This is a genomic window from Bacteroides sp. (genome assembly GCF_019417265.1).
In the GTDB taxonomy this organism is placed as follows: Bacteria; Bacteroidota; Bacteroidia; order Bacteroidales; family Bacteroidaceae; genus Phocaeicola.
In genome coordinates, this window is record NZ_DXVR01000028.1 from 1 (window position 1) to 12,973 (window position 12,973).

A 12,973-nucleotide genomic window follows, 5' to 3' on the forward strand; every position below is an offset into this window, starting at 1 on the left:
TTATACAGCTAAAAAATAACTAAATATTTTTTTTGCTATCAAACTTGGGTTAAGGAACAGTATGTACAGAAACATTCGGAAGTGACAGCCGCACAGATAGACAATCTGCGCCGCCGACTCTATCTGACACGAAGCATGCAGGTACTTGGCATATCCAGTCTGTTTCTCTGCGTGATAACAATGTTTCTGATTTATATAGGATTTCATACAACAGCAGTGTATGTATTCGGAGTAGCACTCCTGTTGCTTATAGCATCACTCGGCATTTCAATCTGGGAGATACACATATCCGTAAAGGCACTGGAGATACATTTGAAGGATATGGAGAAGTAAAATTGTCCGTTACATTTCATTTAGCACATCAGACAGAATCTCACTCTGAGCAAAATATTCCGGCCTCTCGGCATAAATATACATCACACTTCCACCTTTTATCGCATCGATAATAGGTTTTGAAATCTTTTGAGGAAGCGCAGGACATCCAAGACTTCTACCCAGGCGTCCACCGCCTTTTATCACTGAAGGATTGGCATACGATGCTCCATGAACCACTATGGCACGTTCCTTAGCCTTATCGTTTATCCCCTTTTCCAGTCCATTAAGGATAAGCGAATACCCGTTACCTCCGTTATAGGTGGTCTCTGTCAGATAGAATCCCAAAGAACTTTTATAAGAAGCATATTCGTTTGAGAATGATGTGGCATAGTTCTCACCGCTGTTTCTGCCATGCGATACAAGAGAGTTGAAAAGCATCTTGCGGTTCTTCATGTCGAACACATACAGACGTTTCTCTGTCGACGGCTTGGAGAAATCTATAAGGGTAAGAATATCACGATGACGGTTTTCTATTTTCCTGTAACCTTCCACTGCCTGACGGAAAGCTTTATAATTGACAACTCCCTCAAGCTGCATGGACGCATAAAGCTCTGCACACTCATCAACTTCAGAAGGAGAATGTACAAGCATGCCACTGGCACAAGAGGGCGCCATGGCAGGAACCACAAAGCCGGAACATACAAGAAATATAGATATTAATATATTGCGCATTATATAAATTCATTGAAAATTCGGATGCAAAGATAACGCTTTATACTAATATTCCTGAGAATCAGTTAGTTAAAAAACTCAATGAAATGTTATACAGAACAGTTATTCTATAACAACGACCAAACTTTCCTGAACAGGAGCCCAATCATATACAAATTTGGCGTGCGAAGTGGCATTACGCACACACATATGCGAACGAGGAGTAGTGCCAAGACTCCAACTGTATTCTATCATCTTTGTGGCAGGAACATTTACAGGCACCCCGTGGATATATGCCCCATTGGTGAAACGGCTTGCATACGGCGCATAACCTCCTACTGCACTCGAACCATCCTTCAGGAATATCATCTTCTGTTTCTTTTCCTGAATGAGATACATACCAAGCGGAGTTTCCTGTGCGTATGGCGGATAATGACGTCCGGTAGTAGCAGGATTAATGCTCCTTACCTTCCATTCTGCCTTTGCCACTCTCTCAAGAGTGATTATATTCTGGTCCCCACGGTCAACAAAAAAGACATGATGGAAGTTTGTAGAATCGGAAAGCATCTTTACATATCTTTCCGGAACATACCATTCATCATCAAACGTAGCCGGACGAATATGGATATATCCCCCCTTTCTTCCAAGTACCGAGGCAAGAGAGCCATCACGACCGTAACGTTCAGGAGTAACAGTGTCCGACAAAAGATAAAGAGGTACCGACTGATATCGTTCCACTCCCAAAGTATCTGATACACGTTTATATTCATTTCTGACAAATTTCTTGACCAATGCAGCCTCACCGTTTCTGTTCCTATAATTCTGTATAACACACCATTTTCCTGATTCGGACTCCATATTCTCGACGTATGCCAGACACTTCTTTATTACATTCCATTTTATGGAACGCACGGTATCCTTGTACGGATAAACATCCTCAAGAGTATATTTGTCGAATAAAAAATCCTTGGTAATATTAATATCTTCGGCAGTTACAGGTTTCTCATGAAACAATTCGGTGACTGTTATACTTTCAAGTAATTCCTCCACCTTCTCCAACGGAGCAACGACTGTTTCTTTCCTCATCTCACAACCTGAAAAGAGAAAGACAAGAAGTAAAGAAAATACAGATGCTTTCATAGCCGATTAATTATCTATTTTACACAAAGGTAGCCTTTTAAAATTAATTCACAAATACTTAATGCCTTTTTCTACTGTTTATACAATAACATATTTCTAATCATTATCATCAGTGAAACGCAACGTTTCAACTTTTTCCAAACGTGCCTTCAGCTTTGGCATTGAAGACTTCCTTATCCTGAGCTTCATCAGACAGTCCATGTCATACGACTGTTCTATAATCTCCGGTTCCTCTTCCTTTACAATCCTCATTACATCGTTCATGAAAGGATATTCAAAAGCAAAAGATACATCCTCGTCAAGCGTTTTCTCTATCACAACAGCTTCTTCAAGAGCCTGAGCGGCAGCAGTTTTGTATGCGACTATAAGTCCGCTTGTTCCCAATTTTATTCCTCCGAAATATCTCACAACAATAACAAGAACATCTGTAAGTCCGAAAGAGTTTATCTGTCCGAGTATAGGACGTCCTGCAGTACCGGAAGGCTCACCATTGTCATTGGCACGGAAATCCTTTCTTTCAGCCCCTAGCATATAGGCATAGCACACGTGACGGGCATCATAATATTTCTTCTGATACTCCTCAAGATATGTCTTTATCTCTCCTAGTGTACGTACCGGAAGAGCTATGGCTATAAATTTGCTTCGCTTCTCTGTGTAAATAGATTCGGAAATTCCCTCAATGGTCTTATATGTATCTTCCTGCTGCATTTTATAACGTTTTGAATGATTATGCAAAGGTAGTGATTTAATGCGTACAAACAAAACGGGTACGGAAAACAGAACTTCCTGATATGGTATTCCTTTTCCGTACCCTATTTAAATACTGTTTAAACACCGTTTAAATGGCATTTAAATGATATTCAAAAGAATTATTCCAACTTATGTATAATCAGTCCCGAACGAAGCTTAGGCTCGAACCATGTAGTCTTCGGCGGCATGATATTTCCTGTATCGGCAATGTCCATCAACTGTTTCATAGACACAGGATAAAGAGCAAGAGCCATAGCCATTTCACCACTATCAACCCTGCGCTTCAGTTCCTCAAGTCCGCGGATTCCGCCAACAAAATCTATTCTCTTGTCCGAACGTAAATCCTTAATGCCAAGTATCTCGTCAAGGATGAGATTAGAAGATATTGTCACGTCAAGCACTCCTATCGGATCGCTATCATCGTATGTACCAGGTTTTGCAGTGAGACTGTACCACTTTCCAGTAAGATACAATGAGAAATTATGAAGTGATGAAGGCTTATAGATAGTTTCACCTTTTTCTTCGACGATGAAGTCCTTCTCCAAAGCTTTCAGGAACTGTTCGGCTGTCAAACCGTTCAAATCCTTTACCACACGGTTATAATCGATAATTGTCAACTGCGATGCAGGGAAACATACAGCCATGAAGTAATTGTATTCTTCGTCACCTTTGTGGTTAGGATTTTGAGCAGCTTTCTCTGCACCTACCAATGCTGCGGCAGCACTTCTGTGATGGCCGTCGGCAATATACAGAGCCGGCATATCGGCAAACAGAGCAGTAATTCTGTCAATATCTTCTTTTTCATCAATAACCCAGAATGTATGTCCGAAACCGTCACCCGGAGCTATGAAGTCATATTCCGGTGTGCGTGATGTGTATTTGGCAACTATCGTATCAAGTTCGGCATTATCGGGATATGCAAAGAACACAGGCTCAATGTTCGCATTGTTCACACGGACATGCTTCATACGGTCCTCTTCCTTATCGCGGCGTGTAAGCTCATGCTTCTTTATCACACCGTTCATATAGTCAGGCACGTATGCGCCAACAACAAGACCATACTGAGTCTTACCGTTCATGGTCTGTGCATATACATAATAGTTTTCTTTATCGTCCTGTACCAGCCATCCCTTTTTCTGGAACATCTTGAAATTCTCCACAGCCTTGTCATATACAGCAGGATCATGCTCGTCAGTTCCTACCGGGAAGTCAATTTCAGGCTTGATGATATGGTATAATGACTTTTCATTACCCTTAGCCTCTTCACGCGCCTCTTCTGAATTCAATACATCGTATGGTCGGGAAGCCACTTCATCAACCATTGATTTCGGTGGGCGTATGCCCTTGAAAGGTTTAACTATTGCCATAGGCAGAAAGTTTTTTATTTTTTATTTACACGGAATTTTTCGCAACCATCCTTGAAGTATGCCACAATCTGTTTTGCAGCGGCAATACCTGCATTGATATTAGCCTCAGCAGTTTGGGCACCCATCTTCTTTGGAGTAGAGAAATATCCGCCGGCACATTTAGCGGCAAACTCTTCATTCTTTTCTGGCATAATATCTGTTACATACTTCAAGTCCTGACGTTCTTCCATCAGTTTCAAAAGTCCTTCTTCGTCGATAACTTCCTTTCTTGCAGTATTGACAAGCAAACCGTTCTTTGGCATCAGGTTCACCAAGTCATAATTGATAGATTTGCGTGTTTCAGGAGTTGCAGGAATATGAAGTGAAACGACATCACAATTCTTGTAAAGTTCTTCTGCTGAATCCACAGGAGTTACACCATCAGCCTTGATGGCTTCCTTAGGACAGAAAGCATCGTAAGCATAAATATCCATTCCGATACCTTTGGCGATACGAGCTACATTACGTCCCACGTTACCATATGCATGAATACCAAGTTTCTTGCCCATAAGCTCTGTACCCGCCTTACCGTTATAGAAATTGCGGACAGCCATAATCATCATACCGAAAGCAAGTTCTGCCACAGCATTTGAGTTCTGTCCCGGAGTGTTCATCACACATACATCGTGAGCAGTAGCCTCAGCCAAGTCAACATTATCGTATCCGGCACCTGCACGGACTACAATCTTCAGTTCTTTGGCAGCGTCAAGCACTTCCTTATCCACAATATCACTTCGGATAATAATGGCGTTTACATCTTTTACGGCATCAAGCAATTGAGATTTCTCTGTATATTTTTCAAGCAACACGAGTTCATAACCTGCCGCTTCTATTTCCTTACGAATACCATCCACAGCAACCTTGGCGAATGGTTTTTCTGTTGCAATCAAGACTTTCATTTGTAGTAAAATTTAAGCGTTCCACCATTAATGCAATTTCTCAAATTCCTGCATGCACTCGACAAGAGCCTTAACACTTTCAAGAGGCATAGCGTTATAACAAGAAGCACGGAATCCACCTACCGAACGGTGTCCTTTGATACCCACCATTCCACGTTCTGTAGCAAACTTCAGGAAGTCAGCTTCCAAATCCTTGTATTCATCAGCCATTACGAAGCATATGTTCATCAGTGAACGGTCTTCTTTCACTGTCACTGTGCTGCGGAACAGTTTGTTGCGGTCTATTTCAGCATAAAGCAAATCGGCACGTTCCTTAGCTCTGCGCTGCATCTCTTCCACACCACCCTGAGCCTTTATCCATTTCAGTGTCTGCAATGCAGCATAGATTGGCACTACAGGAGGAGTGTTGAACATAGAACCCTTGTCTACGTGTGTCTTATAGTCGAGCATTGTAGGGATATGGCGTGTAACCTTGCCAAGCGCTTCATCTTTCACGATTACGAAAGTAACACCTGCAGGAGCCAGATTCTTCTGAGCGCCACCATAGATACAGATATATTTTGAAACGTCGATAGGACGTGAGAAAATATCAGATGACATATCAGCAATCAAAGGAACATTCACTTCAGGGTCTGAATGCAATTCTGTTCCGTAGATAGTATTGTTGGTAGTAATATGGAAATATTCCGCATCTTCAGGAACAACATAGTCCTTAGGAATATATGTATATCCGTCTTTTTCAGATGAAGCGACTTCCACTGCTTCACCGAAAGCTTTAGCTTCCTTCAATGCTTTCTTGGCCCAAGTACCTGTGTTAAGATAAGCAGCTTTCTTTTCGAGGAAGTTATATGGAACCATACAGAATTCAAGGCTTGCACCGCCACCGAGGAATATCACTGAGTACCCTTCCGGGATATTTAATATCTCTTTAAACAAAGCCACAGCTTCGTCCACTACCGGCTGAAAGTCTTTTGCGCGATGACTGATTTCCATCAGCGAAAGTCCGGAACCGTTAAAATCCAATATAGCCTGAGCTGTTTTCTCTATTACTTCGCGAGGCAAAATAGATGGTCCCGCATTAAAATTATGTTTTTTCATTTGGCAGTTGTTTAATTGGTTTTACATATATTTTAATATCTAACGATTGCGAATTTATGTATTTATTTCCACACATCCAAACTTTAATCTAATAAAATTACACCTACAAATGAAAATTTCTTTCATTTTATGATATGAAGCATAATTTCACTATCATTTTGACACATAATTATTATACTGTGGTGTATTTTGTGATACGAACCATAGCAAATTGAGAATTCAACCCGAAATCCCGTATGCACTCTGACACAAAGTTATCATTTTGCCAGTTCTATCAAAGTTTTTACCCCCTTAATCTTTTCATTTTGCATCAATTTTAACGTTTGTTGGCTCTTTTTCCTTGATATAGCCACGAAAGCATAATGGTCCTTAACATCAACCTTTCCTACATCATCCTTATTCAACCCACCTTTCTTAAAAAGGAATCCTACTATGTCTATCTTATTAATCTTATCCTTCTTTCCCTTGCCTATATATAAGGTGACAAACTCGGGTTTCGACGGTTTGGGAGTGACTTCGGGCAGGACAAATTCTTCAATCTCGGCCGGAAGATATTCAGGAGTTTTCTCTTCTGCATACATTATTATATATGCACTACCTTCGGCATCCCATCTTGCAGTACGTCCGTTCCGGTGTATAAATCCGTCTTCCGCAACAGGCAGATGATAGTGGACTACATTCTTTATCCCGGAAATATCAAGTCCGCGTGCAGCAAGGTCAGTTGAGATAAAGATATTGCAACTTCCGTTTCTGAACTTATACAATGCTCTTTCGCGGTCGTCCTGGTCCATTCCTCCATGGAATGTTTCGCAATACACTTTCATAGAATGCAGATACTTGCCTACCCTGTCCACACTCTCACGATGATTGCAGAAAACGAGAGTCTGTTCCGAACCCAAAGTGCATACCAGTTTATACAGCGTTTCCAACTTATCTTTTACCGGTGATTCCACCTTATATAAATGAAGTCTGTCCGAGAATTGCTCTTCCGAATTCAGGAAATTCAGCCTTACACTCTTGTTTACTCCCGTAAAACGTGGTATCTCTTCTGCATCCGTAGCAGAAAGAAGGAATCTTCTACGCAAGTTAGGCAACTTTCCTATCACATCGGCCATTTCCTCCTGAAACCCGAACTCCAAACATTTGTCGAACTCATCTATTATAAGTACACGCACTGTAGAGGCATCAATATTTCCTTTCCCCAAATGGTCGTTCATACGTCCCGGTGTTCCGATAATCACCGACGGACGGATACCTTTCATTGTACGGTGCTCGTCCATGGCCGGTCGTCCACCATAGCAACTCATAACCTGGAAATCCGTAGCCATCGCCTTGAAGACCTGCTCTATCTGCAATGCCAGTTCTCGCGACGGAACAAGAACCACGGCCTGCACCCCCTCTGCATCCTTCTTCAGTGTCTGCACAAGCGGAATGAGATATGCCAATGTCTTTCCGGAACCGGTAGGCGAAAGCAGCACAATGTCGTTTCCTTCCCTATAAGCATCTACAGCAGCCTGCTGCATAGCGTTCAACTCTTCTATTTTCAGATTCTTCAGTATTGTACGGATATCCATAAGTTTGTAATGATTTAATGTGTTAATGCAAAAATACGGAAAATAATGCAAAATATTTGCCTCGTACCCAAAAAGTAACGTACTTTGCAACAATAACATCAAAAATAAATATGGCAGACAATTATATAGAAAACAAATACGAGCAATATCAGGCACGAAAGGCTGCATGGCAGAAATCAGGAATGAAAAAGAAAAAGCCGAGTGCAGTACATGCTTCTGCGACGGGTTCCGGTATGCAGAAAACGTATCTGCAAAGTCACGTAAAACGTGTGGTTGCGGTACACGACCTGTCCGGAGCCGGAAGAGTATCTCTAATGGCAGTGATTCCTATTCTTTCTTCCATGGGAATACAGGTTTGTCCCCTACCAACGGCAGTCCTCTCGGCGCATACACAATATCCGCATTACTCGTTCCTTGACCTGACTGAGGAAATGAAACGAATAATAGAAAGCTGGGAAAAGCTTGATATGAAGTTCGATACATTCTACACCGGATATCTCGGTTCACCGCAGCAAGTACAGATAGTAGAGAATTTCATATCGAAGTTCCGCCGCCCGCAGGATATGGTGGTTGTGGACCCGGTGCTTGGTGACAATGGCAACCTGTACAAAGGAATCACAGAAGATATGGTGACAGAGATGAAGAAACTCATACGATATGCCGATGTGATTACTCCGAATATGACAGAGGTTTTCAAACTTCTGGACATGGAATATAAAAGCGAGGTGACTGTACAGGAAATGAAATCATATCTGAAAAGACTCTCAGATGCAGGACCGGACATTGTAATAGCGACCAGTGTTCCTGTTCCTGAAAATGCACATATGACTTCCGTCTTTGCATACAACCGCCACGGCAACAGATACTGGAAAGTAACCTGTCCGTATCTTCCGGCTCACTATCCGGGCACAGGGGACACATTCACAAGCGTAATAACCGGTTCATTGATGCAAGGTGACAGCTTGCCGATAGCACTCGACAGGGCCACACAGTTCATCCTCCAGGGAATACGAGCCACCTTCGGCTATGAATATAACAACCTCGATGGTATAATGCTTGAAAAGGTACTTCACAATCTTGATATGCCGATACAGATAAGCAGTTACGAAGTTTTGGAATAATTCTTTCAATGAATTTATCTATCTTTCGCTTTACGCCTTTCCAATAAATATGTTTCATAATGCTTATACAAAAAGATTAAAACCATTACTCATACTTTCCCCTAAAATGGTACACAAGCTGTGTGAAGTCCTCATATTTCTTTCCGTCAACCCATAATTCCATAGGAGAAATATTGAACATTATAAAGTTTTTACCCACTTCAGCATCTCCACCAAAAGTCTGTGAAAAAACAATTTTTATAGTTGGTGGTGCACCATATCCACCCAAAACACAAATATCTTTAGGCCGTAATCCAATGTTTATATTCCAATCATCCCTCTGCCAAAAATGATAACCAGCCACAACTTCTACCTCACCAATCTCACGCAAGCGTTCTGACAGACTTTTATCTGATACTAATTCAGAAATAGGTAGAAGTGACATGCTAAACTTCATTGAATCACGCGAAACTGCGGTTACATTTTGAAGTTCGGTTATATCGGCTCCGCGATAGTAAGCTACTTGTACAGTTCCATGATAAGTTCCTTTCAAATCAAAAAGAGCCTGCAAAGTTTCCTCTTTTGAGAAACCTTCCTCTTCATTTTTATTACAACTTGTAAAAGTTAATATGAAGTTAAACAGAAAGAGAGTCAATAAAAGATTTTTTGTTTTCATAATTAAAAGATTTTATCATAATTTTGGCTTTTAAAATGACACACCAACACTCAGTGTTAATCCTCCTGCATTAAATGTTTTGTTTTCACTTCCGGTTTTTCCATCTCCCGGGATATATGAAAACTCATATATTGCCCTATTATATGTATATCCCAAACCTATATGAACCGATGTTTTTCTTACTACCGGTAGTGAAACTCCTACAGACGGAGAAAAATAAAAGCCTCCACTATTATATCCTCCACCATCATGTTCTTCATCAATGAGTTCTGAATATCCTACTTTCATTTCTATATAAGGCTTAACCTTTAAATTGCCCACCGTATAACGTATATCAGCAAACACAGGTATACTGTATGTCTTAAGCCTGTGATTTTCTGTAGAAACCCCAAATCCTACACCACCTCCTATGAACAGACTATTATGCAGAAACTCAACTCCGTGAACAGTATTTATATTCCATTGGTCAAAACCATACTCACCAACGCCAAAAGAATAACCGCTATTTATAAAACCACGATAGTTACTCTGAGCTGAAGAAACGGAAACAATACATAGTATTATCAATAAAAATAATGATTTCCTCATAATTGGTATATTTAATGATTATTTAAGCTTCTCTCCCTTAAAATATACATCGAAAGAATCCTCAGCATAGAATCCTCTTGTAACCCTGAATGATGAAACAGACGCTCCGTTTATCTTGCTACCTTCCCAATATGCATCGAAAGAATCTTTGGCATAACCGTTCCCAAGACATACGAAAGAGGAAGTCGACGCTCCCGGAATTTTCTTTCCCATCCAATACACATTGAAGGCATCCTTGGCATATCCTTCCTTAAGGATTACAAAACTGCTGCTTGCAGCTCCTGGAACTTTTTCACCATTGTAGAATACATCGAAAGTTGATACATAATATCCCGGTCTTTCGCAATAATGATGTCCTCCATCGGGACGACCAGACGACGGACGATTGTCAGCTGAGAATCTTCTGTCAACTCTGAACGAAGTAGGATCAACATACTCCAAAATCGTTCCATATCTGTAAACATGGTTTCTGTCTTTACCATAGCCGTAGCCCAAATCACGGAAAGAATGAGAATCGGCTCCATGAATGACCTTGCCGTCATAATAAACCTGACCATTTCTTTTGGAATACGAATAAGATTGTGCTAAGATTAGAGAAGGCACAAACAACAATAGAAAGATTACAAATAGTCTTGAAAGTCTGTTCATCATAATATCTCAGTTTGTGAGTTAAAACACCTGTTTTTACAAATATAATAATTTTTTACCGGATTACATCAACATTATATCCTTTTTTATTAAGACTGAGATATTTAGAAAAGTACCATTACCGCTTATAAAATTATTTTCCAATTATCGGAAAGACATTGTTTATATCTATTTCCACTTCACCAAAGCCAATCATTGCATTAAAAAGACGGATTTTCTCATTATATCCTCTTCTATAATTCCTTCTGCAAGGAGTCTTGACCTGCGTGTTCCTTTCAGCAATGGATATTTCGGGGTGTACCATTTTCCTTCTTTGTATAATGAAATGTTTGCTATAGAGGTGTCAGTCAGCATACCGGAACGGACTATCACGACATCATCAGCATCGCCACGCAAGGCAAAGTTACGGTCCAAGACATAACGGTCTGCGTATTTGAATGAATATTCAGCCGAATCGTCATTCACAAGTTGCAGCGATTTTACCTCACGAATCCTGTATGGAAAATATTCGACTTTCTCTATCGCTGAAGTATATTCCACACGGCAACGGGTTCTTCCTTTACAACCTTCAGCGGTTATAAAGTCCTCCAATGAAACAGGCATGACAGAACTCCCATAATGCATACGGATTGTATTGTTCATCCTCCCATCATGGGCAGACAGATTCTCTATCACTCCGTCATTTATACATATTGTCTCAATAAAACGGTACATAGACTTTCTGAATCATTTCTTTGTATTCGCTTTCCATATCACTCTTGAAGGTTATACCTCCCCCACTCTTGAACACCATAGTGCCGTCAGGCCGCTGTTCCACAAATCGTATTATAACCGCACTGTCAAGATTTTTCCCATCGAAGTAGCCTGTTACTCCGGTATAATATCCTCTTTCGTAAGTCTCTGCCTCACGTATTATTTCCACTGTTTTCTTCTTTGGTGCTCCTGTCACTGAACCGGCAGGCAGAAGTCTGAAAAACATATCTCCCAATGTATCCCGAAAATTCTCCGGCAACCGCCCTCTTATTTCCGAACTGACTTGAAGCAATGTTCCATTGTTTGTCTGAATTTCATCTATATATCTGTACCTGGTGACAGTCACTTCCGATGCTATCTGGCTCAAATCGTTTCTTATCAAATCTACAATCGTAGCATGCTCAGCCGATTCTTTCACATCATTCAAAATAACAGAAGCCGCTTCAGGATAGGCTGCATCAATCGTTCCCTTCATCGGATAGGAATAAATCATACCATCCGAAATCCTTACAAAAATCTCAGGCGAGAACATTACGAAACGGTCTTTCATCAGCAACCTGTACTTGGCACGCGAGTGAATGAATATATCTTTAAGTGCAAGGTCGGTTCTGACCGGTGTGGCACAAGTAAGATTGGTAAGAAATGAATTTCCGGCATACAGATTCTTATATACAGTGTCGAACGAACGGGAATATTCCTCTATCGTCTGCGGATGCGGTTCCCACACAAAAGTTTTTTTCGTTGCAGAAGATTCTGTATCATAATTTCCACCCGACGGAAAGCTGAATAGTATTTCATCGCCCGGCAAATTACGCGGTTCCTCTACAATACAGTTCTTTTCATCGAAGTCTATCAGAAAGAAGAACGGTATTCCTCTTCTGCCATAATAGTTCATTCTCTTTATAGCATCCCGGCGCGACAGGAAGTTTAGTCTTGACATTTGTTTTTGCGTGTTTTGAAAGAAAGAATATAAAGTGTGATACATGTGGCGAGTACTCCCATAAACAGTTTCAGCCACCACGTTTCAAAAATAAAGACAATACAATGTACAGCAGTAATCCACAATGTACCTACAGATATAATCTTAATTCTTAAAGGAATAGACTTATCCTCACGGAAACTCTTTATATAAGGTCCCAGCTGCGGATGCTCAGTCAGCCACTTATAGGCACGCGGCGAACTGCGGAAAAACAATGCTGCCGCCAACAAAAGAAAAGGTGTTGTAGGCAATACAGGAAGAAAAATTCCTATAATGCCTAACAACACCGAAAAAAAGCCTATGACACTGTATATGTATTTCATATTGCAAAAATAG

At 40.8% G+C, this 12,973-nt stretch carries 14 protein-coding genes and 1 pseudogene; 2 read left to right on the plus strand and 13 right to left on the minus strand.

Annotated elements, in window-relative coordinates; genetic code table 11:
* Nucleotides 1–39: 39 nt before the first annotated feature.
* Nucleotides 40–333, plus strand: a pseudogene (locus QZ379_RS05345) (DUF2721 domain-containing protein); the annotation flags it as partial.
* A gap of 9 nt (nucleotides 334–342) precedes the next feature.
* On the opposite strand, the gene QZ379_RS05350 reads toward QZ379_RS05345, so the two are convergent.
* From QZ379_RS05350 to QZ379_RS05380, 7 genes are all read right to left on the minus strand, one after another.
* Nucleotides 343–990 (minus strand): murein L,D-transpeptidase catalytic domain family protein, encoded by a 648-nt coding sequence (locus tag QZ379_RS05350; RefSeq protein ID WP_291560094.1) that lies wholly within the window; start codon nucleotides 988–990, stop codon nucleotides 343–345.
* Between the two features lie 159 nt (nucleotides 991–1,149).
* The gene (locus tag QZ379_RS05355; RefSeq protein WP_291559896.1) at nucleotides 1,150–2,166 is read right to left on the minus strand and encodes a L,D-transpeptidase; all 1,017 of its coding nucleotides are present in this window, start codon (nucleotides 2,164–2,166) and stop codon (nucleotides 1,150–1,152) included.
* A 96-nt stretch (nucleotides 2,167–2,262) separates the two neighbouring features.
* Nucleotides 2,263–2,874: a YigZ family protein gene (locus QZ379_RS05360; protein WP_291559903.1), complete on the minus strand. Its 612-nt coding sequence runs from the start codon at nucleotides 2,872–2,874 to the stop codon at nucleotides 2,263–2,265.
* A 161-nt stretch (nucleotides 2,875–3,035) separates the two neighbouring features.
* Entirely contained in the window at nucleotides 3,036–4,283 is a 1,248-nt protein-coding gene (locus QZ379_RS05365) for a DUF1015 domain-containing protein (protein WP_291559913.1), read from the minus strand.
* Nucleotides 4,284–4,297: 14 nt separating this feature from the next.
* On the minus strand, nucleotides 4,298–5,221 hold the full coding sequence (locus tag QZ379_RS05370; protein WP_291559921.1) for an NAD(P)-dependent oxidoreductase: 924 nt from the start codon (nucleotides 5,219–5,221) through the stop codon (nucleotides 4,298–4,300).
* Between the two features lie 27 nt (nucleotides 5,222–5,248).
* Nucleotides 5,249–6,319: a 3-phosphoserine/phosphohydroxythreonine transaminase gene (gene serC / locus QZ379_RS05375; RefSeq protein WP_291559929.1), complete on the minus strand. Its 1,071-nt coding sequence runs from the start codon at nucleotides 6,317–6,319 to the stop codon at nucleotides 5,249–5,251.
* Between the two features lie 257 nt (nucleotides 6,320–6,576).
* Nucleotides 6,577–7,893 carry a DEAD/DEAH box helicase gene (locus QZ379_RS05380; protein WP_291559942.1) on the minus strand — a complete coding sequence of 439 codons (1,317 nt, stop codon included), beginning with the start codon at nucleotides 7,891–7,893 and terminating at the stop codon, nucleotides 6,577–6,579.
* A gap of 110 nt (nucleotides 7,894–8,003) precedes the next feature.
* Between QZ379_RS05380 and QZ379_RS05385 the strand changes: the two genes are divergently transcribed.
* Complete coding sequence (locus tag QZ379_RS05385) at nucleotides 8,004–9,014, plus strand: pyridoxamine kinase (protein WP_291559946.1); 1,011 nt, start codon at nucleotides 8,004–8,006, stop codon at nucleotides 9,012–9,014.
* An 85-nt stretch (nucleotides 9,015–9,099) separates the two neighbouring features.
* Here QZ379_RS05385 and QZ379_RS05390 read toward each other — a convergent pair whose 3' ends face one another.
* From QZ379_RS05390 to QZ379_RS05415, 6 genes are all read right to left on the minus strand, one after another.
* The gene (locus tag QZ379_RS05390; RefSeq protein WP_291559953.1) at nucleotides 9,100–9,669 is read right to left on the minus strand and encodes a DUF4840 domain-containing protein; all 570 of its coding nucleotides are present in this window, start codon (nucleotides 9,667–9,669) and stop codon (nucleotides 9,100–9,102) included.
* Between the two features lie 30 nt (nucleotides 9,670–9,699).
* Nucleotides 9,700–10,257, minus strand: a complete 558-nt coding sequence (locus tag QZ379_RS05395) for a hypothetical protein (protein ID WP_291559964.1) — start codon at nucleotides 10,255–10,257, stop codon at nucleotides 9,700–9,702.
* 18 nt (nucleotides 10,258–10,275) lie between these two features.
* A complete protein-coding gene (locus QZ379_RS05400) occupies nucleotides 10,276–10,908 on the minus strand; it encodes a DKNYY domain-containing protein (RefSeq protein ID WP_291559971.1) in 633 nt (210 codons plus the stop codon).
* A 189-nt stretch (nucleotides 10,909–11,097) separates the two neighbouring features.
* Nucleotides 11,098–11,619, minus strand: a complete 522-nt coding sequence (locus tag QZ379_RS05405; protein WP_291559975.1) for an aminotransferase class IV — start codon at nucleotides 11,617–11,619, stop codon at nucleotides 11,098–11,100.
* A complete protein-coding gene (locus QZ379_RS05410) occupies nucleotides 11,603–12,598 on the minus strand; it encodes an aminodeoxychorismate synthase component I (RefSeq protein ID WP_291559983.1) in 996 nt (331 codons plus the stop codon). The genes QZ379_RS05405 and QZ379_RS05410 overlap by 17 nt, the downstream gene beginning before the upstream one ends.
* The gene (locus tag QZ379_RS05415; RefSeq protein ID WP_291559990.1) at nucleotides 12,586–12,960 is read right to left on the minus strand and encodes a YbaN family protein; all 375 of its coding nucleotides are present in this window, start codon (nucleotides 12,958–12,960) and stop codon (nucleotides 12,586–12,588) included. The genes QZ379_RS05410 and QZ379_RS05415 overlap by 13 nt, the downstream gene beginning before the upstream one ends.
* Nucleotides 12,961–12,973: the final 13 nt, after the last annotated feature.